Origin of the sequence: Methylobacterium gossipiicola (assembly GCF_900113485.1) — a bacterium.
GTDB lineage: Bacteria > Pseudomonadota > Alphaproteobacteria > Rhizobiales > Beijerinckiaceae > Methylobacterium > Methylobacterium gossipiicola.
Genome location: NZ_FOPM01000027.1, coordinates 24,881 through 48,276, shown reverse-complemented (window position 1 = coordinate 48,276; position 23,396 = coordinate 24,881). Strand labels below are relative to the sequence as shown.

The 23,396-nt window shown below is 69.4% G+C and carries 26 protein-coding genes and 1 tRNA gene; 10 read left to right on the top strand and 17 right to left on the bottom strand.

All coding sequences use genetic code 11. From position 1 onward, the window contains the following. Together BM249_RS18235 and BM249_RS18230 are read left to right on the top strand one after the other, a co-directional pair. The coding region (locus BM249_RS18235; protein ID WP_143103797.1) for a transposase at positions 1–312 on the top strand (312 nt) is incomplete at its 5' end. Positions 313–729: 417 nt separating this feature from the next. After that, positions 730–1,449: a DUF4142 domain-containing protein gene (locus BM249_RS18230; protein ID WP_425284852.1), complete on the top strand. Its 720-nt coding sequence runs from the start codon at positions 730–732 to the stop codon at positions 1,447–1,449. A 183-nt stretch (positions 1,450–1,632) separates the two neighbouring features. Here the strand turns inward: BM249_RS18230 and BM249_RS18225 are convergent, their stop codons facing one another. The 4 genes from BM249_RS18225 to BM249_RS18210 all read right to left on the bottom strand — a co-directional run bounded on the left by BM249_RS18225 (position 1,633) and on the right by BM249_RS18210 (position 4,382). Then, the gene (locus tag BM249_RS18225; RefSeq protein ID WP_244528853.1) at positions 1,633–2,385 is read right to left on the bottom strand and encodes a TetR/AcrR family transcriptional regulator; all 753 of its coding nucleotides are present in this window, start codon (positions 2,383–2,385) and stop codon (positions 1,633–1,635) included. A gap of 77 nt (positions 2,386–2,462) precedes the next feature. Next, a complete protein-coding gene (proC, locus tag BM249_RS18220) occupies positions 2,463–3,266 on the bottom strand; it encodes a pyrroline-5-carboxylate reductase (protein ID WP_177232457.1) in 804 nt (267 codons plus the stop codon). Positions 3,267–3,271: 5 nt separating this feature from the next. Then, the gene (locus BM249_RS18215; protein ID WP_091974680.1) at positions 3,272–3,775 is read right to left on the bottom strand and encodes a type III secretion system chaperone family protein; all 504 of its coding nucleotides are present in this window, start codon (positions 3,773–3,775) and stop codon (positions 3,272–3,274) included. Positions 3,776–4,079: 304 nt separating this feature from the next. Next, a complete protein-coding gene (locus BM249_RS18210; RefSeq protein ID WP_091974678.1) occupies positions 4,080–4,382 on the bottom strand; it encodes an accessory factor UbiK family protein in 303 nt (100 codons plus the stop codon). Positions 4,383–4,605: 223 nt separating this feature from the next. Here BM249_RS18210 and BM249_RS18205 point away from each other — a divergent pair, with 223 nt between their 5' ends. Further along, entirely contained in the window at positions 4,606–5,322 is a 717-nt protein-coding gene (locus tag BM249_RS18205; protein WP_091974676.1) for a response regulator, read from the top strand. Next, positions 5,319–6,704 (top strand): ATP-binding protein, encoded by a 1,386-nt coding sequence (locus BM249_RS18200; protein WP_091974674.1) that lies wholly within the window; start codon positions 5,319–5,321, stop codon positions 6,702–6,704. The genes BM249_RS18205 and BM249_RS18200 overlap by 4 nt, the downstream gene beginning before the upstream one ends. A gap of 90 nt (positions 6,705–6,794) precedes the next feature. On the opposite strand, the gene BM249_RS18195 is transcribed toward BM249_RS18200, so the two are convergent. Then, complete coding sequence (locus BM249_RS18195) at positions 6,795–7,451, bottom strand: glutathione S-transferase family protein (RefSeq protein ID WP_091974672.1); 657 nt, start codon at positions 7,449–7,451, stop codon at positions 6,795–6,797. Positions 7,452–7,847: 396 nt separating this feature from the next. On the opposite strand from BM249_RS18195, the gene BM249_RS18190 reads away from it, so the two are divergent. After that, positions 7,848–9,062: a polyhydroxyalkanoate depolymerase gene (locus BM249_RS18190; RefSeq protein WP_091974670.1), complete on the top strand. Its 1,215-nt coding sequence runs from the start codon at positions 7,848–7,850 to the stop codon at positions 9,060–9,062. 262 nt (positions 9,063–9,324) lie between these two features. Continuing rightward, positions 9,325–9,642 (top strand): 30S ribosomal protein S21, encoded by a 318-nt coding sequence (gene rpsU / locus BM249_RS18185; RefSeq protein WP_091974669.1) that lies wholly within the window; start codon positions 9,325–9,327, stop codon positions 9,640–9,642. Positions 9,643–9,795: 153 nt separating this feature from the next. Here rpsU and BM249_RS18180 read toward each other — a convergent pair whose 3' ends face one another. Beyond that, complete coding sequence (locus tag BM249_RS18180; RefSeq protein ID WP_091974667.1) at positions 9,796–10,188, bottom strand: response regulator; 393 nt, start codon at positions 10,186–10,188, stop codon at positions 9,796–9,798. Positions 10,189–10,617: 429 nt separating this feature from the next. Here BM249_RS18180 and BM249_RS18175 point away from each other — a divergent pair, with 429 nt between their 5' ends. Continuing rightward, positions 10,618–11,412, top strand: coding sequence for a class II glutamine amidotransferase (locus BM249_RS18175; RefSeq protein WP_091974666.1), 795 nt, complete (start codon positions 10,618–10,620; stop codon positions 11,410–11,412). Between the two features lie 72 nt (positions 11,413–11,484). After that, positions 11,485–12,927 carry an NAD-dependent succinate-semialdehyde dehydrogenase gene (locus tag BM249_RS18170; RefSeq protein ID WP_091974665.1) on the top strand — a complete coding sequence of 481 codons (1,443 nt, stop codon included), beginning with the start codon at positions 11,485–11,487 and terminating at the stop codon, positions 12,925–12,927. Positions 12,928–12,942: 15 nt separating this feature from the next. Here the strand turns inward: BM249_RS18170 and BM249_RS18165 are convergent, their stop codons facing one another. From BM249_RS18165 to BM249_RS18150, 4 genes are read right to left on the bottom strand one after another with little or no spacing between them, the layout of a single operon-like run. Further along, a complete protein-coding gene (locus tag BM249_RS18165) occupies positions 12,943–13,158 on the bottom strand; it encodes a SlyX family protein (RefSeq protein WP_091974664.1) in 216 nt (71 codons plus the stop codon). 13 nt (positions 13,159–13,171) lie between these two features. Then, positions 13,172–13,921 (bottom strand): oxygen-dependent tRNA uridine(34) hydroxylase TrhO, encoded by a 750-nt coding sequence (gene trhO, locus BM249_RS18160; RefSeq protein ID WP_091974690.1) that lies wholly within the window; start codon positions 13,919–13,921, stop codon positions 13,172–13,174. A 43-nt stretch (positions 13,922–13,964) separates the two neighbouring features. Further along, positions 13,965–14,828: an AprI/Inh family metalloprotease inhibitor gene (locus tag BM249_RS18155; protein ID WP_091974662.1), complete on the bottom strand. Its 864-nt coding sequence runs from the start codon at positions 14,826–14,828 to the stop codon at positions 13,965–13,967. Continuing rightward, positions 14,825–15,772, bottom strand: a complete 948-nt coding sequence (locus BM249_RS18150; RefSeq protein WP_425284851.1) for a 2-hydroxyacid dehydrogenase — start codon at positions 15,770–15,772, stop codon at positions 14,825–14,827. Before BM249_RS18150 ends, BM249_RS18155 begins: the two co-directional genes overlap by 4 nt. Before the next feature lie 292 nt (positions 15,773–16,064). Here BM249_RS18150 and leuC point away from each other — a divergent pair, with 292 nt between their 5' ends. Together leuC and BM249_RS18140 are read left to right on the top strand one after the other, a co-directional pair. After that, positions 16,065–17,477, top strand: a complete 1,413-nt coding sequence (gene leuC, locus BM249_RS18145) for a 3-isopropylmalate dehydratase large subunit (RefSeq protein ID WP_091974688.1) — start codon at positions 16,065–16,067, stop codon at positions 17,475–17,477. Positions 17,478–17,573: 96 nt separating this feature from the next. Further along, a tRNA-Leu gene (locus BM249_RS18140) sits at positions 17,574–17,658 on the top strand. A gap of 22 nt (positions 17,659–17,680) precedes the next feature. Here BM249_RS18140 and BM249_RS18135 read toward each other — a convergent pair. The 7 genes from BM249_RS18135 to BM249_RS18105 all read right to left on the bottom strand — a co-directional run bounded on the left by BM249_RS18135 (position 17,681) and on the right by BM249_RS18105 (position 23,332). Continuing rightward, a complete protein-coding gene (locus BM249_RS18135) occupies positions 17,681–18,640 on the bottom strand; it encodes a tyrosine-type recombinase/integrase (protein ID WP_244528852.1) in 960 nt (319 codons plus the stop codon). A gap of 104 nt (positions 18,641–18,744) precedes the next feature. Then, the gene (locus BM249_RS18130) at positions 18,745–18,945 is read right to left on the bottom strand and encodes a hypothetical protein (protein WP_091974658.1); all 201 of its coding nucleotides are present in this window, start codon (positions 18,943–18,945) and stop codon (positions 18,745–18,747) included. Then, positions 18,945–19,274: a hypothetical protein gene (locus BM249_RS18125; RefSeq protein ID WP_091974656.1), complete on the bottom strand. Its 330-nt coding sequence runs from the start codon at positions 19,272–19,274 to the stop codon at positions 18,945–18,947. The genes BM249_RS18130 and BM249_RS18125 overlap by 1 nt, the downstream gene beginning before the upstream one ends. After that, a complete protein-coding gene (locus BM249_RS18120; RefSeq protein ID WP_091974654.1) occupies positions 19,271–19,885 on the bottom strand; it encodes a hypothetical protein in 615 nt (204 codons plus the stop codon). The genes BM249_RS18125 and BM249_RS18120 overlap by 4 nt, the downstream gene beginning before the upstream one ends. After that, a complete protein-coding gene (locus BM249_RS18115) occupies positions 19,875–20,666 on the bottom strand; it encodes a hypothetical protein (protein ID WP_091974652.1) in 792 nt (263 codons plus the stop codon). Before BM249_RS18115 ends, BM249_RS18120 begins: the two co-directional genes overlap by 11 nt. Beyond that, positions 20,663–21,136, bottom strand: coding sequence for a hypothetical protein (locus BM249_RS18110; protein ID WP_091974651.1), 474 nt, complete (start codon positions 21,134–21,136; stop codon positions 20,663–20,665). The genes BM249_RS18115 and BM249_RS18110 overlap by 4 nt, the downstream gene beginning before the upstream one ends. A 3-nt stretch (positions 21,137–21,139) precedes the next feature. After that, on the bottom strand, positions 21,140–23,332 hold the full coding sequence (locus BM249_RS18105; RefSeq protein ID WP_091974649.1) for a hypothetical protein: 2,193 nt from the start codon (positions 23,330–23,332) through the stop codon (positions 21,140–21,142). Positions 23,333–23,396 lie beyond the last annotated feature (64 nt).

Genomic DNA, 23,396 nt, shown 5'->3' with positions numbered 1-23,396 from the left:
CTGCCCCATGCGGTTCCGTTGCTCGATGGGCTGCCCGGCGTGCCCAAGTGGGTCGTGGGCGACCGTGGCTACACCAGCCACGCCTTTCGCGACCACATCTGGACCATGGGCGCACGGCCTGCGATCCCGCCCCAGCGCCATGAGGCGCCCGTCGCCTGCCCGGACTGGATCTACAATAACCGCAACCAGGTCGAGCGCCTATGGGCCAGGCTCAAGGAGTGGCGGGCCATCGCCACGCGCTACGAAAAGACCGCCGCCAGCTTCACCGGCGTCCTCTGCCTCGCAGCCGCCCTCGATTGGCTCAAGCGATGACACGCCCTAATGGGCCTTCACCGGACCATTGACCCCCATTGGGTTGGCTGGCTGGCATACGTGGCTGACTCCGATCGAACTTTAGAGCTAGGATGAACTTCCGGAGCGCTAGATCTAGCTTTGCGCTGCTGAGATCAGCTCGAAAGCGAAGAAGCGTCATCCGATCCACAAGAGCACCCCCGGGCAGTTTTAAAGAATTTTATCCTATGCGCACATCGCGCAAAAATCAAGAATAAAAGCCTATAACGGTCGGGGCAAGAAAGCTGCTCTGGAGCCAGAGTCGCGAATTTCCGAGAGGAGCCGCTGCAGCGCAGCTATGCGTTGGGAGCCGGAACACCTCCATCAAGCGAGCGTTTCCGCCGGCAAACTCATTCACCACACGCGCCTCCACGGCGCGTCGAGGAGATTTTCCGGATGATCAACGCCAAGCTTCTGGCCGCCGTCGGCCTCACCGTCGCCGTCCTCTCGACCCCGGCCCTCGCGCAGGAGCCCCTGGCCGTCCGCGTCGCGCCGCAATACGACGGGAACTCGCCCGCAGCCCGTGACACCTCGGCGTTCCGCTCCGCCGCCCTGAAGTCGGATGCGGTCAGCATCGAGTCGAGCCGCATCGCCCTGGAGCGCTCGCGCAACCCAAACGTACGCAACTACGCCCAGCACGTCATCGCCGAGCGTGAGGCCACCACCAAGGCGCTGCTGCCCGAGGGCACGTCGCTCACCGCCGGCGGCACTGTGGTGTCGGACAGCCAGCCCTTCGAGACCCGCCTCGACAACCCCGTCGGCGTGATCCTCGCGCCCGTGACCATCTCGGCCGGCATCGCCCAGAAGGTGGTGGGCGGCGTGCTCGGCGGCGTCGGCCTCGTCGACAACAGCCCCGGTGAGCCCGGCCGTCGCGTCGCCATCGGCCCCGAGGGTCAGGCCCGCATCGACGCCCTCAAGAACGCCCGCTCCGCCCGCGAGTTCGACCGCACCTACGCCCTCCAGCAGGCCCGTTCGGATGCCCGGACGCTCGGTCTCTACGAGGCCTATGCCCGCAACGGCGACAGCGCCCAGGGTCGCGAGTTCGCCAATCAGGCGCTGCCTTACATCGCCAACCAGCACGGCCACTCGGCCGTCCTCGCCGATCGTCTCGGCGGCTGATCAAGCCGCTGTTGGTTGAAACGGAAAGGGCCGCCCCTCTGGGGGCGGCCCTTTGTCGTTCACCACCCCTGTCATTCCGGGTTCCGCTTCGCGGCCCCGGTCACCCACCTCACCCTGTCCCTCTCCTTTCCGGAGAGGGGACCCGCGATTTCCAGGGACCAAAAGGATCGGCCGGAAACCATATCAGATGGCCGCTGCCGGATCGCCGCCGAGGGGATTGCCGTCGTCCTCGTTGCGGGTGTCGCGGGGGCGGCGGCGAGCGCCGCGGTTGAAGAACGAGCGACCCAAGGCCCGGAGCGGCGCCGTGAGGCGGCGGGCGTCGTCGGCGCGTTCCATGAAGCGTTCGCCGTTGCGGATCTCCTTGTCGAGCCGCGCCATGGTGCGGGCCAAAGCCGGATCGTCGTCATCGAGCCAGACCTCGACGGTGCGGGCGAAGGCGATGACCACGCCTTGGACTTTCAGCCGCCCGAGCGGACCCTCGGTGTCGATGCCGGCCGCCGCCAGCATGAAGCGGTGGGAGTTCAGTGCCACCCCGTTGAGCGCCAGCATCGACAGGGGATCGCCGCGCAGGGCCGGGGCGATCCGCCGAAGCGCCTCCTTGTACGGCGTCATGGCGTCGAGGCGGCGCATGAGCACGTCGAACAGGCGCTCGCGGGTCGGCTCGTCGGCGAGGTCGCTGCCGTCGCCTTCCAGCACCTTGCGGTCGATGATCCGCGCGAGCCCGCCCAAAACGGCACCCTTCGACGGGAACAGGTCGCGGAATTCGGCGAGGCTCAGGCCCGCCTCACGGGCGATGTCGCCGATCTCGATGTCGTTCCAGGGCTGCTCGGCGGCGAGCCGCATCAGCGCCTCGACGGCGGCCTCGCGGGGGGAAAGTCTTGGCGCCGTCACGGCGACCTCGGTTCCGGTGGTGTCCTGGGCGGAGGAATTGGGCATGGGCGGTCCTTCGGCTGCGATCCTCGTCCGTCCCTCCCATGTAGGGTGAACCGGCCGGGGTCGTTAGGGCGAAGTGGCTACCCGGACAATTCGCCCGCCCGATGGCGCGCCGCCGTCACCGCTTCCCGCATGAGGTCGGGCAGGCCGCCGTCGCGCCTGAGCACCGCGAGGGCCGCCGCCGTGGTGCCGCCCGGCGAGGTCACGTCCTGGCGCAGCTGCGCCGCCGGCCGGTCGCTGGCGTCCAGGAGGGCGCCCGCGCCGGAGACCGTGACGCGAGCGAGGCGCGCCGCCATCTCGGGGGGCAGACCGGCGGCGATCCCGGCCTGTTCCATGGCCTCGGCCAGGAGGAACACGTAGGCCGGCCCCGACCCGGAAACGGCCGTGAGGGCATCGATGAGCGCCTCGTCGTCGAGCCATTCGACAGTGCCGACGCTCCTCAGCAGGGCATCGGCCGCCCCGCGCTGGGCGGCGTCGACCTCCGCGCTCGCCACCGCTCCGGTGGCGCCCCGGCCGATGCTCGCCGGCAGGTTCGGCATCGCCCGCACGATGGCGCCCGCCCGCGGCAGCCGGGCGCGCAGGTCCGCGATGGTCTTGCCCGCCAGGATCGACACCACGAGGGTGTCGCTTCCGACAAGGGGCGCCAAATTCGGCGCGGCGGCGTCGAGCCCCTGCGGCTTCATCGCCAGCACCAGGGCCTCGGCGGCGGGTACCCGGTCCGGATTGAGGCTGAGCCCGCGCGCGGCGCAGAGGGCTTCGAGATCGGGCGCGGCGTGCGGATCGAGCACCGTGGTCCGCGCCGGATCGAGGCCGCCGGCCAGCCAGCCGGCGAGCATGGCGCCCCCCATCTTGCCGGCGCCGACCAGGGTGAGGGAGGCGGGCAGCCGGCTCACGCTTCGCCTTCGGTCTCGAACAGCACGGCGTCGAGGGCTTCACGGGCGGGCTTGCCGGCCCAGAGCACGAACTGGAACGCCTGATAATAGCGCTCGCAGGCATCGACGGCCGATTTCAGCATCATGGTGCACTGGTTCTGCGTCGGTGCCGATCCGCCGGTGAGGAGGAGCGAGTGGCGGAACATCACCACGCTGTCCGTGGACCACAGGTCGAAATGGCCGATCCACAATTGCTCGTTGACGAGGGAGACGAGCTTCAAAATCTCCGTGCGGCGCCGCTCCGGCACCTTGAGATCGAAGGCGCAGGCCACGTGCAGGGCTTCGACATCTTCGATCCACGTGAAGGCGACGTGATACTCGGCCCAGCGCCCGGCGACGGAGACGGACATCTCGTCGGTCTCGGCCCGGTCGAAGATCCAGTCGCGCAGCGACGCGAGGCGCTCGACGATGTCGAGGGGGTGCTCGTGCCGATCGTGATCTTCGATATGGAGTTGGGTCATGGCGGTCCAGTGTGTCGATCCGGCACGGATCGTCGGCGTGCTGTGCGGAGATCCGGCATCACCCCTCCGCGACCGGCCGTATTCATCCGGAGAGCGGATGCGTCGGCCTCGGTCGTGGTCGCGGCGGGGTGGCTCGGGCGATGAAGCGAATCAGGTCATGACTCACTATAGACCGCGCCGGACTCGGCTTTCAAAGCGCGCCCGGAAGTCGGTGAACAGGAAAGCGACCGTCCACCGTTCCTTCCTGTGCACAAGCGCGATGGTGCGGGAAACACGCAAGACCGCGCTTTTTCGGCCGAATCCCTTAGAGAATCTCGGTGGCGCCCGGGGCTGGACCGGCCTCGCCGCCGGAGCCTTTCGCTTCGAGGGCGGCGACACGGTGGGCGAGGGCGTCGTTCTGGCTGCGCAGGGCGGCGACCATGTCGCGCAGCACGTCGAGTTCCTCGCGCGAGGCGATGTCCATGTCGCGGATCAGGCGCTCGAACTGCGCCTTCACCACGGTCTCGGCCTCGCGGCGCACCCCCTGAGCCGCCCCGGCGGCATCGGTCATCAGGCGGGCGAAATCGTCGAACAGGCGGTTGGGGCCGGAACGGTCGGAGCTTTGCATCGGTCGTCTCCCAGAGGGGATCGCCATCCGATCCGTGAGCCTCACGGAAACCGGCGTCCATTCGCGCAGACATAAGAATCGGCGCCCCATCCGGCAATCCGTTGCGGGTCGGGGGCGGCCGGAAACAGCCGTTTACAAATCGTCTCGCCCCGGCCCCTTCGCCCGGGCGGCGCGAACGGCCATAACGGCGAGGCGAAAGCCCGTCCCGAGCCCCGCCCACGTCATGACCCAGCCCGCGACCCCCCACATCCTCGTGGTCGAGGACGACCGTGAGATCAGCGCCCTGGTGGCGCGCTATCTCCGGGCCAATGCCTGCCGCGTCACCGTGGCGGGAGACGGGGTCGCCATGGAGCAGGCCCTGCGCGAGGCCCGCGTCGACCTCGTGGTCCTCGATCTCATGCTGCCGGGCGAGGACGGTCTGAGCCTGTGCCGTCGCCTGCGGACCACCTCGACGGTCCCGGTCCTCATGCTCACCGCCAAGGCGGAGGAGATCGACCGGATCGTCGGCCTCGAGATCGGCGCCGACGACTACCTCGGCAAGCCATTCAACCCGCGCGAACTCCTGGCGCGTATCCGCGCCATCCTGCGGCGGGGCTCGGGAGCCGAGGACGAGACCGGCGTGCGCCGCCTGCACTTCCTCGACTGGACCCTCGACGTGTCCCTGCGCCAGCTCGTCAGCCCCGAGGGCGCCCGCATCGCCGTCACGGGGGCGGAGTTCGATCTTCTCCACGCCCTGTGCCTGCGGCCGGGCCGCGTGCTGTCGCGGGATCAACTCCTCGACCTGACCCAGGGGCGCGCCGCCGGACCGTTCGAGCGCAGCATCGACGTTCTCATCAGCCGCATCCGCCAGAAGATCGAGCGCGATCCGCGCAGCCCCGAGATCATCCGCACCATCCGGTCGGGCGGCTACCTGTTCACCCCGGAGGTCACCCGCGCATGAGGTCTCCCCGGCTCCGCCTCGCCGCCCTGTGGCCCCGCAGCGTCGCCGGGCAGATCGCCCTGCTCATCGTCGCCGCCATGGTGGTGACCCATGCGGTGGCGACCCTCGCGTTCTTCACCCTGCGCGAACCCTGGCGGCCCGACGATCATCCCGGGGTGGCCGCCACCCGGATCGCCACCGTGGCGCGCCTCCTCGACGCCACGGCGCCGGACGCGCGCGACGCCCTCCTGCATGCCGCCGCCCGGAGCCTGCCGACCCTGCGCCTCGCGCCCTGGCCCGACTCGGCTGCCGCCGGTACGGTGAGCGAGGCCCTCAAGACGCATTCCGTGGTCCGGCGCGTGCGCGACGGCTTCGGTCGGCCCCTCGCCATGGCGGACCTCGCGGCCTCCGAGACGCCACCGGGGATCCGGGTGGGGATCGTGACACCGGCCGGGGCGCGGTTCTCCGCCCTCGTGCCCGACGACGAGCGCCCGCCGATCCGGCAGGGGGCCATCGTCGTCACCTTCCTGTTCCTGGCCGTGGCCCTGTCGCTGGTCACCGTGTGGGCGGCCCGGGCCCTCACTCGGCCGCTGGCCCGCCTCGCCCAGGCGGCGGAGGCGTTCGGCACCCGGATGAACGTCGTCGCCCTGCCCGAGAACGGGCCGCAGGAGGTTGTCGCCGTGGCGCAGGCCCTCGACCGCATGCGCGCGCGGGTCCGGCGCCTCGTCGACGACCGCACTCAGATGCTGGCGGCCATCAGCCATGATCTGCGCACCCCCATCACCCGCCTGCGCCTGCGGGCCGAGTTCCTCGAGGACGACCACACCCGCACCATGACCCTGCGCGACCTCGATCAGATGAACGGCCTCGTCGAGACCGCCCTGTCCTTCGTGCGCGACGGCCAGACCGGCGGGGAGGGCTCCGCGACGCTCATCGATGTCGCCTCCCTGGTCCAGACCGTGAGCGATGCCTTCGCGGATGTCGGCGCCGACGTCCGGGTCGCGGCCACCCGTCACGTCCTCGTCCGAGGGCGCCCCGAGGAGTTGCAGCGCGCGGTGACGAACCTCGTCGACAACGCCGTGAAGTATGGCGGCGGCGCGCGCCTGCACATCACCCAGGCGGAGCACCGGGTGGTGGTGGCAGTGTGGGACGACGGTCCCGGCATCCCGGAAGCGGAGCGCGAGGCGATGCTGCAGCCCTTCGTGCGCGGCGACCGGGCCCGCAACCTCGACACGGCGAGCGGTTTCGGCCTCGGCCTCTCCATCGTCGCCGCCATCGCGGAGGCCCATGACGGCCGCCTGATCCTGGAGAACCGACGGCCGCGCGGCCTCGCCGCCCGCCTGGAACTGCCCCTCGCGGCGACGGCGGCGCGGCCGGCGCCGGAGCGGATGGCGGCGGAATGATCCAGCGGAGACTGGATCGGCAAGCCCGCGCGGCGCCTGAGCGAAGCCGAACTCCGCCATTCCGAAGGAATCAGACGGAGTTCGTCTGAATCAGAACTCCATGTCGAGTTCTTCGATCTCGTCGGGTTCTGCGAGGGCGGCCGCGATCCATTCCCGCATCAGGGGCCAGGCCAGGATCGTGTCGCGGTAGGCGGCGGCGCCGGCCGAAACCGGCACGTCGTAGGTGACGAACCGGGAGCACACGGGGGCCAGCATGGCGTCGGCGAGGCTCGGCGTCTCGCCGAACAGGTAGGGGCCGCCGTAGCGCGACAGGCACTCCTCCATGATGCTGACGAGGCGGTCGATGTCGCCGCGTGCCCCGTTGAAGATCTGGAACCGGGTGTGACGGGCCTTGATGTTCATCGGCAGGGCCGAGCGCAGATTGATGAAGCCGCCATGCATCTCCCCCGCGATGGAGCGGCAATGCGCCCGGGCCACGGCGTCTTTCGGCAGGAAGCCGGCCTCGGGGCGGATCTCGTTGAGATATTGCGCGATGGCGAGGGTGTCCCACACCACGATGTCGCCATGGCAAAGGCGGGGCACGAGGAAGGACGGCGAGAGGTGGAGCAACTCGGCGCGGGTGGAGGCGTCGTTACCCGAGAGCAGCTCCGTCTCGAAGTCGAGATCCGCCATGCGGCAGACGAGCCAGCCCCGCAGGGACCACGACGAATAATTGCGACTCGAAATGGTGAGTGTCGCCGTCGGCATGGGGATTCCTCGGTGGTTTCTGTCGGCGGTCGGTCTCGTCCGGCCTTGGCGCGACTGATCCAAGACTCGTGCCGAAACCTCGCGGCGCGGGAGGCCCCGTAGGAGCGCGGACGCGCCGCGATTGGGAAGGGCGCGGCTGGGGGGGCGCCGGCGGTGAGCGGGGCTACCTTCGGGCGCGGGATTTGGCGTTATCTTGCCGGTCGTCGTGGTCTGCCCCGGGAGGGGCGACCCGTGATGCAGGCGTACAACAGCAGCGGGGGAATACTCTCGGCGACCGTTGCGTTGCAGACTCACCTGGATCAGCCTATGCGCCCGCTGGTGGCGAGGCTTTTGCCTTGCGCGCCCCACACGGATGTTTCGCGATCCGGTTCGTCCGCGTAGGAGATCTGCAGCGCCATGCTTTATCATGCCTTCGATGCCCAGACGGATCTGGCGGAACGGACCCGTGCATGGGGGCGTCTGGTTCATGATGCGGTCTCGCCCTGGACCGCCGCCGGCTACCGGGAGCCGATGACCTGGTGGTCGGCGGGTGCCCGCATGATGATGCGCGCCGGCCTCACCTTCACCCGCCCGGCCTACGGCATCGATTCCGTCCGCGTCGGCAATCGCGATGTGCCCGTGACCGAGCAGGCCGTGGTCTCCACGCCCTTCGGCACCCTCCTGCGCTTCCGCAAGGACATCGACACGGTCCAGCCGCCGGTCCTCGTCGTGGCGCCGCTGTCGGGGCATTTCGCGACACTCCTGCGTGGCACGGTCAAGACCCTGCTCGCCGATCACGACGTCTACATCACCGACTGGCACAATGCCCGCGACGTGCCCCTCGCGGACGGTGCCTTCGGCTTCGACGATTACGTCGATCACCTCGTGCGCTTCCTCGGCACCATCGGGGAGGGTGCCCACCTCGTCGCCGTGTGTCAGCCGGCCGTGCAGGCGCTCGCCGCCGCCGCCGTCATGGCCCAGTCGAAGGACGCCGCGCAGCCGCGCAGCATGACCCTCATGGCCGGTCCGGTGGATTGTCGCATCAGTCCGACCTCCGTGAACCACCTCGCCACCTCGAAGCCCATCGAATGGTTCGAGAAGAACCTCATCTCGACGGTGCCGGCGCGCCACAAGGGCGCCGGCCGGCGGGTCTATCCCGGCTTCATGCAGGTCTCGGCCTTTGTGTCCATGAACGCGAAGCGGCACATGCAGGGGCATGCCGACCTGTTCTGGCACCTGGCCAACGGCGAGACCGAGAAGGCGCGGCAGATCGAGACCTTCTATGACGAGTATTTCGCCGTCCTCGATCTCGCGGCGGAATTCTACATCGAGACGGTGAAGACCGTGTTCCAGGATTACACCCTGGCCAAGAACGAGCTCACCTACCGGGGCAATCCCATCGACATGCGGGCAATCCGACGCACGGCGCTGATGACCGTCGAGGGCGAGCGCGACGATATCTGCGCCGTCGGCCAGACCATGGCGGCCCACGATCTCTGCACCGGCCTCGCCCCCCACATGAAGAGCCATCACCTCCAGGCGGGGGTGGGCCATTACGGCGTGTTCTCGGGCCGGAAATGGGAAAGCCAGACCTATCCGCTCGTGCGCAACTTCATCCAGTCTCACGCCTGACCGCAGGCCGCCAGCTCGCGGGCGCCGATGACACATGGATGTCAGAATCGCGTTCCGGCGGTTGGAACTCGACCGGGCTTCGTGTATGAGCCTGCCCCAAGTGCAGTTTCTGCGCCGATTCGAGGTCGTCCGATCGACGTCCCGCCCGGAAGCCAATTCCGGGTCCGGGACGTTTGTCGGTTCCATCTCTCCCACGGGAGCACGATGGGCCGTGACGAGGCGCCGTCCGAAAACAAACCTATGTCTCAGAGGATCTAGACCGTTGCAGGTACTCGTTCGCGACAACAACGTCGACCAGGCTCTCCGCGTTCTCAAGAAGAAGATGCAGCGCGAAGGCATCTTCCGCGAGATGAAGCAGCGCAAGGCGTATGAGAAGCCGTCCGTGCGCAAGGCCCGCGAGAAGGCCGAGGCCGTCCGCCGCGCCCGCAAGCAGGCGCGCAAGACCGCCATCCGCGAGGGCCTGATCGCCGCTCCGAAGCCGAAGCCCCGTTTCGGTGCCGGTGCGCCGCGTCGTCCCGGCGGTTCGCCGTTCGCGCCGACCGCTCCGACCGTGCTGCCCGCCGTCGGCGGCGCTGCCTGAAGCACAGGCTCGGGGGTTCGATCCTCAGGATCGGACCCGGCGTCGAAAAGGCCCGGCCGCGTCGCGCGGCCGGGCCTTTTCGTTGGTGCCCATGGTCGCCACGCGGGCTGACCGCTTCGCCCTCCGCTTCATCCAAGCGGAAAGCGGAAAACCTCACGCCGCGCGGGCCGCCAGGGTGGCATGTTCGGCCTGGACCAGCACGTCGAGGGCGCGCCAGGGCTTCTGCATGTAGACCGCTCGGCTCGGGATCCGCCCGGCGCCCTTGGCGTCGCCGCCCGAGGTCAGCACCACCCGAACCTCCGGCCAGCGCCGGCCCACCGCCGTGGCGAGGTCGATCCCGTCCATGCCGCCGCCGAGCTTCACATCGGCGAACAGCAGGGCGACGTGGCCGCCGGCCCGTTCGAGGACGGAGATGGCCGCCTCGGCACTCTCGCAGGCGATGACATCGAGATCCGTCTCTTCGAGCACCGCCGTGGCGAGGTCGCGTACGGCCGCGTCATCCTCGACCACGAGGGCGATCGGACAGTCCGGCAGGGATTGGGCCATGGGGGCTCCTTCTCTAGGGTGAACGAGACGAGGACGGGGGGCGAAGGGGCTCCGAGGGGGGCAAACCCGCATCGATCGCCCGCCGTGTTGATTCTCTGGAGGTGATGCTGCTCTGCCACGCCGCCCCCGGCAAGGGTCGCAAATGCGAATTCGGCTATGCGGTTCCCGCAACCATCCCGGTTTCGCCGGCCGCCGTCACGCCGCCATCGTCTTCTCGCCATGGTGCGGGGCCAGGGTCGCCACCCATACGGTCCATCTCTTGCGTCGCCGACACGGGCCACGACGGGGCGGTGGCCTTAACCACTCGTTCACCGTTCCGGTCGGAAAATCGGCGCTTGGACGAGGAACGGCCTGAGGACGCGAAGCGGGGTCGCGGACTGGCGAATGGGAGGCACCCCGCGCGAATCCCACAGGAGGTGTCTGCCTGCCATGTGCCGTTTTCTTGCGTATTCCGGTGATCCCGTCTTCCTGACCGACCTCGTCTGCGCGCCGACGCATTCCCTGGTCCACCAGTCGCTCCACGCGACGGAAGCGAAGACCGAGACCAACGGCGATGGGTTCGGGATCGGCTGGTACGGGGAACGGACCGATCCGGGACTCTACCGCGACGTCTGCCCGGCCTGGTCCGACGAGAACCTCGTCAATCTGTGCCAGCAGGTTCGCGCGCGGATGTTCTTCGCCCATGTCCGCGCCTCGACGGGGACGGCGACCACGCGGGCGAACTGCCATCCCTTCGCCCATGGGCGGCACCTGTTCATGCACAACGGCCAGATCGGCGGCTATCTCAAGATCAAGCGCCGTCTCGAAGCCCTGATTCCCGACGACCTCTACGATGTCCGGCGCGGCAGCACGGATTCCGAGGCGATCTTCCTCCTGGCGCTGTCCAACGGCCTCGCGGAGGATCCCATCGGCGCCATGGCCCGCACCCTCTCGACGGTGCGCGACCTCATGCGGGCGGCGGACGCGACCGAACCGCTGCGCTTCACCGCCGTGGTGACCGATGGCGACACCCTGACCGCCTATCGCTGGGCCTGCGACGGGCACCCGCCGAGCCTGTATTACCGCCAGACCGAGACGGGCCTCGTGGTGGTGTCCGAACCCATCGACGGATGCCGCGACGGCTGGAAGGTGGTTCCGAAGGGCGGGACTCTCCAGGCGACGCGGGGCGGCACCGTCACCCTCACGGGGCCGGACGCCGCCATCGTGCCCCGCATGGCGGCCTGACCCTTCGCCCGCTTGCGGCGCTGGCCCGAAGGGCACACAACCCCCGGGCCGTCCAACGCGCGGGAGCCGCCCATGACCTATCCCAACGTGAGCCTGCACATCGCCGGTGCCTGGACCGGGGGCGAGGCGGGCGAGACCCTGCCGGTCCTCAACCCCGCCACGGGCGAAACCCTCGGCACCTGCGCCGTCGCCACGCAGGGAGACCTCGACCGGGCGCTTTCCGCCGCCGCGCGGGGCTTCGCGGCGTGGCGCCGGGTCTCGGCGTTCGAGCGCGGCAAGATCCTGCGCAAGGCCGCCGACCTCCTGCGCCAGCGCGTCGAAGCCATCGCCCGCATCATGACCCTCGAACAGGGCAAGCCCCTGGCCGAGGCGCGGATGGAGACCCTGGCGGGCGCCGACGTCATCGACTGGTTCGCGGGCGAGGGGCAGCGTGCCTATGGCCGCGTCATCCCGGCTCGGGCGGAGGGCGTGGTCCAGACCGTCCTGCGCCAGCCCGTGGGACCGGTCGCGGCCTTCACGCCCTGGAATTTTCCCATCAACCAGGCCGTGCGCAAGGTCTCGGCCGCCCTCTGCACCGGCTGCTCGGTGATCCTGAAGGGGCCGGAGGACACGCCCGCGAGCTCGGCCGAACTCGTGCGCGCCTTCCTCGATGCCGGGGTGCCGGGCGACGTGCTCTCCCTCGTGTACGGCGATCCCGCGATGATCTCCGGCTACCTCATCCCGCATCCGGTCATCGCCAAGATGTCGTTCACCGGCTCGACCCCCGTGGGCAAGGAACTCGCGGCGCTCGCCGGCCGCCACATGAAGCGGGCGACGATGGAGCTCGGCGGCCACGCCCCGGCCCTCGTCTTCGCCGATGCCGATATCGAGCAGGCCGTGGCAGTTCTCGGCGCCAACAAGTTCCGCAATGCCGGACAGGTCTGCGTCGCCCCGACCCGCTTCCTCGTCCACGAGGCCGTCTACGAACGGTTTCGCGATGGGTTCGTGGCGTTCGCGGAATCGCGAAAGGTCGGGGACGGCCTCGACCCCGAGACGACCATGGGGCCGCTGATCCACGCCCGCCGCCTCGAGGCCATGGAGGCGCTGTGCGCCGACGCCGTGGCCAAGGGGGCGGAGCTGCGCACGGGCGGCCACCGCCTCGGCAACCGGGGCAACTTCTTCGCCCCTACCGTGCTGTGCAATGTGCCGCTTGAAGCCCGCATCATGAACGAGGAGCCGTTCGGCCCCGTGGCCCTGATCCAGCGCGTCTCCGACGACGAGGCGGCCTACGCGGAAGCCAACCGCCTGCCCTACGGGCTCGCGGCCTATGCCTACACCCGCTCCGTCACCCGGGCGACGGAGGTCGCCGAACGGCTCCGCAGCGGCATGGTCGGCATCAACCACCACGGCCTCGCTTTGCCCGAAACGCCCTTCGGCGGGGTCGGCGATTCCGGCTACGGCAGCGAGGGCGGCTCGGAGGCCATCGAACCCTATCTGACCACCAAGTTCGTCAGTCAGGCGAGCGTCGGGGCGTAGGCGATCGGCCGAAGTCTAATAATGCGGCGGCGGCGGTTCCGGGGCGTTCGAGCCGGGACGGCTGCCCGCCTCCTCGATCTCTTCCACGAGCTTCGTCATCCGCCGCGTCAGGGCGTCGATCTGGCGCCACTGCGCCGTGATGGTGGCGTTGAGATCGTCGATCACCGCGTCCTGCTCGGTCAGGCGCATCTCCAGGGCGTCGATCCGGGCGCCGAGGTCGGGTTCGCTCATCGCAGGGTCTCGTTCATCGCAGGGTCTCGGGGGCATGGTCGGGCCGTTCGACGAGGGCGGGGCCGAGCGCGATGCGGCCGTCGAACACGAAGCAATCCCCCGTCCAGCGGTTTTCGGTCTCCGGCACGGTTTCGAGGTAGCGCAGGATGCCGCCTTCCAGGGTGTGGACCTCGGCAAAGCCCCGGCTGCGCATGTAGGCCCCGGCCTTCTCGCAGCGGATGCCGCCCGTGCAGAACATCGCCACCTTCGGGTGGGCTGCCGGATCGAGCCCGTCGACATAGGCGCGGAACTCGCTGAAGCGGCGCGTGCCCGGATCGACGGCGCCCGGGAAGCTGCCCAGCGCCACTTCGAAGCGGTTGCGGGTGTCGATGAGGAGCAGCCCCGGCGTGTCGAGGAGGGCGTTCCACGCCTCCGGCGCAACCGGTCGCGCGGGGCAAAAAGCCGGATGGGTGGCACCGCCGTCGAAGGTCACGATCTCGGGCTTGACCCGGACCTTGAGGCGCCCGAACGGCGCGGCCTCCGCCGAGGACAGCTTCACGTCGAGGTCGCGCAGGCGCCCCCCGAATAGCGGGCCGGAGCGCAGGGCGTCGAGGAGCTGCGTGACGGCGTCCATCTCGCCCGCCACCGTGCCGTTGATCCCCTCCCGGGCGAGCAGCAGCGTGCCGGTGATTCCGAGATCCCGGCACAGGGCCTCGACGGGATCGCGGAGCGCGTCGGCATCGGGCAGGTCGACGAAACGATAGAGGGCGGCGACGGTGAGCATCGCCACGGCATAATCCGGGGACACGCGGCGGGTAAACCCGCCGCTACGGCGCGGGCTCGATCCGGCGCAGGATGAAGGTGGTGCCCACTTCCGGATCACGCCGCCAGCGCCCGTCCCCCATGGGAATGAGCGAGACCGTGTGACCGCGCCGGGCCGTCAGGGTCAGCCGCCCCCGGACGAAGCGCCACGACACCGGATCGAACACCCTCAAGCCGCTGTCGCGGCAACCGTCGCGGATATGCACGGGGGCCGGCTCCGGCCCCTCGGCGAGATCCAACCGGCAGGTGTCGAGGTCGCGGTAGCGGTCGAGGGTGTAGAGCCCGGCCGGAGGCGGTTTGCCGCCGAGATCCGTTTCCGGCGCCCCCAAGCCCCCCGGCGGGGGAGGGGAGGCGGGGGCGGTGGCGCTCGCCGGAACCACCGGAACCGCCGGCACCATGGCGACGATCTGGAGGGGAACGAGGCTGTAGTGCTCGCCGGAATCCGCGGCTGCCACGAGGCTGCGCGCATCGGGCCGCCGGGCGAAGGGCAGGACCGGCCGCAGGTTCTTGTCCACGAGGCGCAGGGCGCCGTCCGTGAACAGCCAGCCGGCGACCCCGTTCAGGACCGGCAGCGCCCGCCGGCACCCGGCCGGGAAGGACAGGCGCCGTCCGGCTTCGCCGCTCTCGGCCGACAGGGTCACGACGCAGCGTCGGGTGCTGCCGTCCCGCGACAGATCCCAGGTGCCCGGCACCCCGGCGATGTCCTTCGGCAGGCTCTCGACGAAGGGGGCGGGCGTGTCCGGGGCGGCGGGCGCAACCTGCGAAGCGGACGCTGCCCCCGGTGCGGAGGCGTCTTGAGCGTGGACTGGCCCCCCCGTGGCGAGGAGAGTCAGGAGACCGAGGCGGACGACCGTTGCAATCCTGGTCATGCCTGCCCACCCCGGTGCGTCTTGGGCACGGGTGTTTCGGGCACGGGCGTTAGCGGTCCCCGGCCGGCGAACCAGTGGAGCAGGTTGTCGACCACGAGGCGGCCCATGGCCTCGCGGGTGTGAACCGAGCCGGACCCCACATGCGGCAGCAGCACCACGTGATCCATGGCCACGAGCTCGGCCGGCACGTGCGGCTCGCGGGCGAACACGTCGAGGCCGGCGCCCAGGATCGTGCCGTCCTTCAGGGCGGCGATGAGGGCTTCCTCGTCCACCACGCTGCCGCGCGCCACGTTGACGAGGATGCCCTGGGGGCCGAGGGCGGCGAGGATCCCGGCATCGACGAGCCCGTCCGTCTCCGGCCCGCCCGGCGCCACAACCACCAGCACGTCGACGGCCCGCGCCAGCTCCAGCAGCGAGGCGTGGTAGGGATAGGCGACCTCCGCCTGCCGGCGGCGGCCGTGATACGCGATGGTGACGCCGAAACCTTCGAGGCGGGTGGCGATGGCCCGGCCGATGCGCCCGAGGCCGAGGATGCCGACGCTGCGCCCGCGCAGGGTCGGGGTGAGGGGATAGGGGCGCGTCGGCCAATGCCCCGCCCGCAGGTAGCGGTCCGCCTGCGGGATCTGGCGCAGGGTCGCCAGCAGGAGCCCGAGGGTGAGGTCGGCGACCTCGTCGGACAGGACATCGGGGGTGTTCGTCACCACCACCCCGCGCGCGGCGGCGGTACGGGTATCGATTGTGTCGTACCCGACCCCGAAACTCGCCACGATCTCGAGGTTCGGCAGGCGTTCGAGGAGGGGGGCGTCCACGGTCACCTGCGGCCCCGTCGCGATGGCGCGGATGCGCGGCCCGATCTCGGCGTAGAACGCATCCCCATCCGGGGCCGTGTCGGCCCGATGCAGGGTGAAGCGTGCGGCGAGAGCCCCCATCACGCTCGGCTGCATCGGTTTGAGCAGCAGCAGATCGACGGGCGGCAAACCGACGGGCGACAAACCGACGGGCGACATGGCTGACCTTCGCGGGTTTCGTGCGCGCTCCCCCGAGGGCGCGGTTTCGCTTTAGCTCCCGCTCCGGACCCGGTCCAGTGACGCGGGCGGGCGCCCCGACATGCGGAATCGTCGGCGCTGCCATCCGTCCGGGGCGGCGGCACGCCCACTTTCGCTGGGCGGTCTGGAACATTACTAAAGGAGAGCCGGGCACCGAGGCCCCTTGAAGAAACGCGAAGACAACCCGATCATGACCGCGCCGCGCACCCTCTACGACAAGATCTGGGACGACCACGTCGTCGATGTCGAGCCCGATGGCACAGCCCTCCTCTACATCGACCGCCACCTCGTCCACGAGGTGACGAGTCCGCAGGCATTCGAGGGGCTTCGCGTGGCCGGGCGCCGGGTGCGCCACCCGGAGAAGACGCTGGCCGTGGTGGACCACAACGTCCAGACCTCGGACCGGAGCTTGGGCATCGAGGATCCGGAAAGCCGCATCCAGCTCGAGGCGCTGGCCGAGAACGTGCGCGATTTCGGCATCGAGTTCTACGACGCCCTGGACCGGCGCCAAGGCATTGTCCACGTCATCGGCCCCGAACAGGGCTTCACCCTGCCGGGCCAGACCATCGTGTGCGGCGACAGCCACACTTCGACGCACGGCGCGTTCGGGGCGCTCGCCCACGGCATCGGCACCTCGGAGGTGGAGCACGTCCTCGCCACCCAGACGCTGCTGCAGAAGAAGGCCAAGAACATGCGCGTCACCGTGGACGGCGTCCTGCCGCCCGGCGTGACGGCGAAGGACATCGTGCTGGCCATCATCGGCGAGATCGGCACCGCCGGCGGCACCGGCTACGTCATCGAGTATGCCGGCGAGGCCATCCGCGCCCTCTCGATGGAGGGGCGCATGACCATCTGCAACATGTCCATCGAGGGCGGCGCCCGCGCCGGCCTCGTGGCGCCCGACGCCACCACCTTCGCGTATGTGAAGGGCCGGCCGAAGGCGCCGCAGGGCGAAGCATTCGAGCGCGCCTGCGCCTACTGGAGCACCCTGGTCTCCGACGAAGGCGCGCATTTCGACCGCGAGGTGCGGTTGGACGCAGCGAACCTCCCCCCCATTGTCAGTTGGGGCACCAGCCCGGAGGACGTGATCTCCGTCTCCGGCGCCGTGCCGGACCCGGCCCTGATCGCCGACGAGAACAAGCGCCAGTCGAAGGAAAAGGCCCTCGACTATATGGGCCTGACGCCCGGCACCAAGATCACCGACATCGCCATCGACCGGGTGTTCATCGGCTCGTGCACCAACGGCCGCATCGAGGACTTGCGCGCCGTGGCCAAGGTGGTGGAGGGCCGCAAGGTCCACGCCAACGTTTCCGCCATGGTGGTGCCGGGCTCCGGCTTGGTGAAAGCCCAAGCCGAGGCGGAAGGCCTCGACCGCATCCTCAAGGACGCGGGCTTCGATTGGCGCGAGCCGGGCTGCTCCATGTGCCTCGGCATGAACGCCGACCGCCTGAGCCCCAACGAGCGCTGCGCCTCGACCTCGAACCGCAACTTCGAGGGCCGCCAGGGCCATCGCGGCCGCACCCACCTCGTTTCCCCCGCCATGGCGGCGGCGGCGGCCGTGGCGGGCCATTTCGTCGATATCCGCGCCTGGCCGCAAGCCTGACGTCATCAAGATGGGGCGGAAGCGAAAATCCCGATTGACGGGTGCCTCCGCTCCGCCTAAACGAACCCACGTCGGCGCCGCGAGCGGCCCCGACAGGCCCAGGTGGCGGAATTGGTAGACGCGCTGGTTTCAGGTACCAGTCTTGCAAGAGGTGAAGGTTCGAGTCCTTTCCTGGGCACCAATTGATTTCTAACTTGCTGAAATCAAATCGCTTTTAGGTTTGCATCCCGCACCCGGGAAACTGGTGCGGGATTTCTTTTGGCCTCACGAGCCAGTCGCGCGCGGTTCGCAGTCCTCGTGTAGGTCGCACTTTCCCGGCTTCCATCCGCCCATCCGAACAGCGCGTTGAGCTGCGCCTCGCTGGCGCCGGCCTCGGCCGCACGCCGCGCCCCAGCCTTGCGCAGACCATGGGCCGAGCCGGGGCAGCCAGCCTCTCGGCACACCTTCCCGAACCACGTCCCGAACGACTCTTTGGTGAAGGGCCGGCCGCGATCCGTCGCGATAAAGGTGAGTTCGCCCGTCGGTGTCGCGGCGATCGAGTCTGCCAGCGGCGGCAGGATCGGGGCGACCACCACCATCCCGGTCTTCTCGGTGCGGATCGTGAACTCGCCGTCGCGGACGTGCGGGCGGCCGAGGCGAACGGCATCGCCGCGGCGCAGGCCGGTGTAGAGCAAGAGGTCGAATGCGAGGCGCTGACGGGTCCCGATCTTCCAGCGCTCCTCGAAGCGCGCGAGCTCGTCCTCGGTCCAGGCATGGAAGCCGGTGTCGTCGTTGCCGCCGGACAGCAGCTTCACCCCGAGCGTCGGATCGACCCTGACGTAGTCGGCGTTGACCGCCCAGCCGAACAGGCCGCGCATCGCCTTCAGGAAGTTGTTGGCGGCGTGCGGCTTGTCCCGCCGACGATCCCGGCCGGCCAGGATGGCCCGCCGGTCGATCGCTTTGATCTGTTCGGTGCCGGCCGTCTCCTCGATGGCGCGATAGACGGCATGGCGCTGCTTGCGCGTCGCCGGCGCGAAATCCGACCACTCGGCCGTGGTGAGGTACTTCGCGATCAGCCAGCCGAGTGTGCCCGGCGCGGGGCCGGTGGGCTCAACGATGGGCTTACCCTCCACCGCCAGACGATAGTCGCGCCAGAACGCAGGGCTGTCGTAGGCCTCCCGCATCCGGGTGCGTGGTCCCTGGCCCACTCGGACGTACCAGACCACGGTGCCGTGGCGGTTGGTCTCTCGGACGAGGTGGGGCGGACGGGGCTTGGGCATGGCGGCGGTCATAGGACCACCACACGGCCTTCATCCGCAACGGGGGGCAGCGGCGCATCGGGTTCGACCGCATCGGCGGCCTTCACCGTCTCGACCGCAACGCCATCGGCCCGGACGATGACGCGCATCACCGGAAGGCCAGCGGCCTGGACGGCGCGGATCGCTCGGGCGATGTCGGCCTGGGTCACCGTGGCGCTGCGGCGGGGCATCAGGGGTTGCCTGTCGTGATCTGGTTCGTGGGAGTCGGCGAGGGGCCGGGGTTCGCGCACCAGGCCGGGTTCTCGCCCTTGGGGCCGAACAGGTCGGGCACCGCGTCCTCGACCGTGCGGTAGAGCTCGGTCATTCCCCTGCACTCGCGGTCGTAGGCCTCGCCGCGTTCTTCGTCGCAGGACAGGACCCGATCCTCCGGGCCGTAGGCCTGCCCCGACAGGAAGCCCTGGAACACCATGTCGAAGGCGATGAAGCCGATGTGGTCGCGCAGGGAATCGGGCAGGCCGCTCCAGGCCGCGCTGAGTTCGACGGGACCTGGCACCTTCATCGGTCACTCCCAGGGGTGAGGCCCAACCGGGGCTCGCACCCCGCCAGCGATCGGGCGATGTGTAGGAAGCCGTCGTCGGCCCAGGCTTCGCCCCAGCGGACGTAGTGGCAGGCCAGGGCGCGCAGGCCGCCGAGGGTTGCCGGCAGGGTCCGCATCATCGCGTGCCGGGCCACCGACGCCCGTTCGCAGGCGGCGTTGCAGCCCCGCATGGATGCGTCGTCGGTCTCGTCGAGGGCTTCGCACGCCAGGGTGTGCTCGGTCTCGGCGGTGTTGGCCGCGTCGAGGACGGCATGGATCGGATCGGCCCCGCCGGAGCCGGAGGCCGGAGCCCCCAGCAGCATGGCGAGTTCGGCGGCCCGCGCCTCGGCCCGTCCGTAGGCCGGCTGGTAGCCGGCGGCGAACTCGGCTTCCTCGGCCAGCCACCAGCGCAGGTGCGCCAGTAGGGCGCGGGCGCCGGGACGCGTTGCGCAGGACGCGGCGAGGAGCGCGTCCAGGGCCTCGGACATCGCGTCGTTCGCCAGGATCGTGTCTTCGCCCTCCGGGGCGACCTGAAACGCGTTCCAGGCCTGCCGGTGATCGGCGATGGCGGCGTGGATGGGATCAGGCGGCATCGCGCGTCTCCCGTGCTTGCAGGCACTCACCCATGCGCTCGATATCAGCGCGGAGGGTCGGATAGATGGCGGCCAGATCGGAGTGAGACCTGCCAAATTCGTTGGCGTTCTCCATCCACGACAGGCGGGCGAGGACATCGCCGATCGTCGAGGCCGGCAGCGTGTCGAGAAGATCCTCGAGGACGTACCGCCGGACCTCGACCCAGAGTTCGGGATAGTGCTCCCACTCGACCATCGTCTGACGATCGCGGTCCAGGGCCTCGGCGGCGCGGTACTCGGCCCATGCCTCCTTCACGGTCGGCGGGAGCGGCCATGCCGCCTTGACCGCGTTGAGGACGGCTGAGGGCAGCTTCGAGCGGCCGTCGAAATACTTCCAGCCGCTGAGCGTGTAGGTGCGCTCGTAGCCCGGCCGGTTGTCCCAGATCGTGAACGGCTGGCAGGCGCGGCGTAGGGCTGCCTCCCGGTCGGTCTCGGCATGGACCGCCTCCGCGCTCCCATACTGCGCGAGGATCTCGACGCGCCGGGCCTGCTTCTCCTGCTCGCGCTCCGCACGCGCGGCCCGCATCTCGGGCGTGTTGAAGAAGTCGTTGAACGCCGAGGCTGCGGCCTGGGCGGGCGTCACGACCGGCGGCGCGTCGAGCTTTCGCTTGGCCTGCGCCACCGTCATCCCGGCCTCGCGAGCCAAGGCCGTCATCTTGGTCGCGGCCACCTTCCTCTCGTGCGGATTGTCGGTGCGCTCGTGAAGGGCGCGCACCTTGGCGAAGCGGTCGAGCGCGCTCATGCTGGGCCTCCCGCAACACCGTTGGCGAACACCTCGGGCTTCAGCTCGGCCGCCCGCGCCCAGATCTCGGTGCAGACCTCGTGGCCGACCATCTCGTAGGCGGCGTGGACGAAGGCTTGGCGCTTGGCGTCGACCTGAACTGCCTTTTGACCGAGCACGGCCGCGTGGGCGGCGGCCTTCTCCGCGCGGCCGAGGGTGCCGATGCGGGCCTGAAGGGTCGGGCGGGACCGGCGCTTCACCTTCAGGGCCCGCTCGGCGCGCACCCGCCAGTCCTGCGCCTCGGGCGTGGTCTGGTCCGAGTGGGCGATCTGGTCCTCGATGGCGAGGATGGTGCCGTCGAGCTCGGCGAGGACGAGACGGCCCTGCTCGGCCGTCGTGATGTCGTCGATGCGGACCTCCCGGCCATCGCGGAGGAGGATGGAGGTGACGGCGGGGATGTCGCGGGGGTGGAGGATCGGGGCTGGGCTCATCGCTCAGGCCTCCATCTCAGGAAGAGCAACCCCGGCATCCCGCATCAGGGAGCGCAGCATCAGCTCACCCCAGTTGGCTCCCCTCATGTGCGGTACGGCGTCTTGGAACGCCCGGAGCTTGATGTGCATGCCCTCAACGGTGCGCGCAGGGAGGGCGGCCATGCGGTCCAGCACCGATTTTAGCGCCGAATCGGCGGCTGTGCATCGTGCCTCCGCTTCGAGGAGACCATGGGCCTCGTTGACGGCGTCCTTTGCCGAGTCCCAAGCCTTCCAGGTGGATACGATCTCATCGATCCGCGCCTGCGCTTCCGGCCACGGCACGACATCGAGCACGTGACCGGGGAAATCATGCCATGCTCGCTCGCCCGGCCGAACGGGACGTTTGATCTCGTGGCATGCAGGACGCCGGGTCATCCATTCGATGTCCCCCCTGTCGATGGGGGTCCCCTCCAAATCAGCGATATACCGGCCATCGCACTGAAGGTTGAAAGGGCGATCCGACTCGCGGAAAACCAGAGCCGAAGGACGTTCTGGCATGGCAGCGAAGACGACATCGGCGCGCGCGTCGCAGTCCGCGTCCGCTACCTTCATTCGGGCGTCTGCGGCCTCAAGCTCGACGCCGAGTGCGATCAGGGCGGCGTCGGGATGCTCGGCAGGGTGAGAAGCTGTGATCGGCACCAGGGACAGGACGGCATCGCACAGGGAGGCGAGGGCCTGTGAGCCGTCCTCGTCGGGGTCGACGCTGTTCGAGGCCAAGGCTTGGGGGAGGTAACTGGCCCAGGCGATGAGGCCAGCAAGCGAGATCGGCCGGGCCGTCAGAACCATGGCATAGGCGGCCCGCTCGCGGTCCTTAGGACCGCTCTCATCGGCCTCGGCGCGGGCATACTCTGGGGTCCCGTCTACAAGCTCGGTCGTCACCTCCATGAAGGGAACCCACTCGGCATAGGCTTGGCGATGCCGTTCGATCAGATCCAGGATCGGATCCGGCGTCGGGGCACCGACGACGCGAGGCGAAAGCGGTGCGCTGCCGACCGCACACTCTCGCGCCGCCTCGAACACCTTGTTGGGCCGGAAGGCCAGATCGTGCAGGGCATCGAGCCGATGGCTGCAACGCAGATCGTCGTAGAAGGCGCCGTTCGCGTCCTGGTCCTGCACGGCACCTGCGTTGAACTGCCGGGCCATCTCCCGGCGGGCTACACCGGCCATGCGCTGCGCCATGAAAGAGATCCAGTCCGTGACCGGACGGCGGTGGGCTTTGCCGGCCGCATCCTCGTAATAGACCGTGCCGTTGGCTGCGATCATTTCGGTCGGGATCGCTCGCTCGGGATTAGCGACCCGATCCAGTTCCGCGACCCGGAATCTGCGGCGTAGTTGGTCCAGCCGGCCAGCCCGAGCGTACTCCGGACAATCATCAGCCGACGCTCGACGGGCCACCTCGCGCAGGGCGATGGCGTGAAGCCGCTCGGCCTCGACCCGAATCCCCAAAGCGATGTTGATGAAGGAGGTCGGCTCGCCGGCCGGGTATGCCATGAAGCCTTCGGGTGGCTTGTCCCAATCTACCTCCGGCTCGGAGGAAGGTGCGGGTGGGGGAGTGACAGCGACGCTGAGGGGTGAAGCAGCGGGCCGTCCCTTCCAGTCAACGCCTGCGAGGCTCAAGGCCGACTGGATCAGTGCACGCACCGGTTTCTCCGGCAGGTCCTCCCTGTCACCAAGCTCGGCATCCTGTTCGTAGTCGCCAAGCACCCAAACATTGGGGATCACTGCCCGCGCATGGACTGCGAGACCGGCGAGAGAGGTAGCCGGCATCTTTAGGATTTCGAGCCCGAGATCAGTCACGACAGCGAAGGCTTCGTCGTCACGATGATTTGCCTCGGTAACTCCCGGCAACGCCCAGGCAGCTTCCAACTCCTTGATGGTTGGGCCACCCGTTGCCTTCGCGGCGTCTATGAAGGCCGTGAAGCGTTCGGTCGGTTCGCGATTGGCCTCGACGGCATCGAGCCAAGCAGCATGTGCTGCGTCGAACTCGACGCCCAGGCGCAGAAGTTCATGATCGGGCTCGGGCGCGTCGGCTTTCGCCGAAGGCGCCGTCAGCAGCGCGGCGACGGCCGCGTCCAGCGCGTGGTCCTCCCCGGCATCGTCGCGAATGTCCTGTGCAGCGGACATGCGGGTGCTATCAAGGCGGGTGCCCTGTTCCATGGTTTCAGCTCCTTGGGTTCGGGGTTGGCCCTCGCTGGTGTTGCAGCACTGGCGGGGGCCGCTA

Bases quoted from the DNA above. Each gene is read 5' to 3' on its own strand.
- BM249_RS18225 (WP_244528853.1), bottom strand. From the start codon at position 2,385: ATGCCCAATTCCTCCGCCCAGGACACCACCGGAACCGAGGTCGCCGTG.
- BM249_RS18215 (WP_091974680.1), bottom strand. From the start codon at position 3,775: ATGACCCAACTCCATATCGAAGATCACGATCGGCACGAGCACCCCCTC.
- BM249_RS18210 (WP_091974678.1), bottom strand. From the start codon at position 4,382: ATGCAAAGCTCCGACCGTTCCGGCCCCAACCGCCTGTTCGACGATTTC.
- BM249_RS18205 (WP_091974676.1), top strand. From the start codon at position 4,606: ATGACCCAGCCCGCGACCCCCCACATCCTCGTGGTCGAGGACGACCGT.
- BM249_RS18200 (WP_091974674.1), top strand. From the start codon at position 5,319: ATGAGGTCTCCCCGGCTCCGCCTCGCCGCCCTGTGGCCCCGCAGCGTC.
- BM249_RS18195 (WP_091974672.1), bottom strand. From the start codon at position 7,451: ATGCCGACGGCGACACTCACCATTTCGAGTCGCAATTATTCGTCGTGG.
- BM249_RS18190 (WP_091974670.1), top strand. From the start codon at position 7,848: ATGCTTTATCATGCCTTCGATGCCCAGACGGATCTGGCGGAACGGACC.
- BM249_RS18180 (WP_091974667.1), bottom strand. From the start codon at position 10,188: ATGGCCCAATCCCTGCCGGACTGTCCGATCGCCCTCGTGGTCGAGGAT.
- BM249_RS18175 (WP_091974666.1), top strand. From the start codon at position 10,618: ATGTGCCGTTTTCTTGCGTATTCCGGTGATCCCGTCTTCCTGACCGAC.
- BM249_RS18170 (WP_091974665.1), top strand. From the start codon at position 11,485: ATGACCTATCCCAACGTGAGCCTGCACATCGCCGGTGCCTGGACCGGG.
- BM249_RS18165 (WP_091974664.1), bottom strand. From the start codon at position 13,158: ATGAGCGAACCCGACCTCGGCGCCCGGATCGACGCCCTGGAGATGCGC.
- trhO (WP_091974690.1), bottom strand. From the start codon at position 13,921: ATGCTCACCGTCGCCGCCCTCTATCGTTTCGTCGACCTGCCCGATGCC.
- BM249_RS18155 (WP_091974662.1), bottom strand. From the start codon at position 14,828: ATGACCAGGATTGCAACGGTCGTCCGCCTCGGTCTCCTGACTCTCCTC.
- BM249_RS18150 (WP_425284851.1), bottom strand. From the start codon at position 15,772: ATGCAGCCGAGCGTGATGGGGGCTCTCGCCGCACGCTTCACCCTGCAT.
- leuC (WP_091974688.1), top strand. From the start codon at position 16,065: ATGACCGCGCCGCGCACCCTCTACGACAAGATCTGGGACGACCACGTC.
- BM249_RS18135 (WP_244528852.1), bottom strand. From the start codon at position 18,640: ATGCGGGAGGCCTACGACAGCCCTGCGTTCTGGCGCGACTATCGTCTG.
- BM249_RS18130 (WP_091974658.1), bottom strand. From the start codon at position 18,945: ATGCCCCGCCGCAGCGCCACGGTGACCCAGGCCGACATCGCCCGAGCG.
- BM249_RS18125 (WP_091974656.1), bottom strand. From the start codon at position 19,274: ATGAAGGTGCCAGGTCCCGTCGAACTCAGCGCGGCCTGGAGCGGCCTG.
- BM249_RS18120 (WP_091974654.1), bottom strand. From the start codon at position 19,885: ATGCCGCCTGATCCCATCCACGCCGCCATCGCCGATCACCGGCAGGCC.
- BM249_RS18115 (WP_091974652.1), bottom strand. From the start codon at position 20,666: ATGAGCGCGCTCGACCGCTTCGCCAAGGTGCGCGCCCTTCACGAGCGC.
- BM249_RS18110 (WP_091974651.1), bottom strand. From the start codon at position 21,136: ATGAGCCCAGCCCCGATCCTCCACCCCCGCGACATCCCCGCCGTCACC.
- BM249_RS18105 (WP_091974649.1), bottom strand. From the start codon at position 23,332: ATGGAACAGGGCACCCGCCTTGATAGCACCCGCATGTCCGCTGCACAG.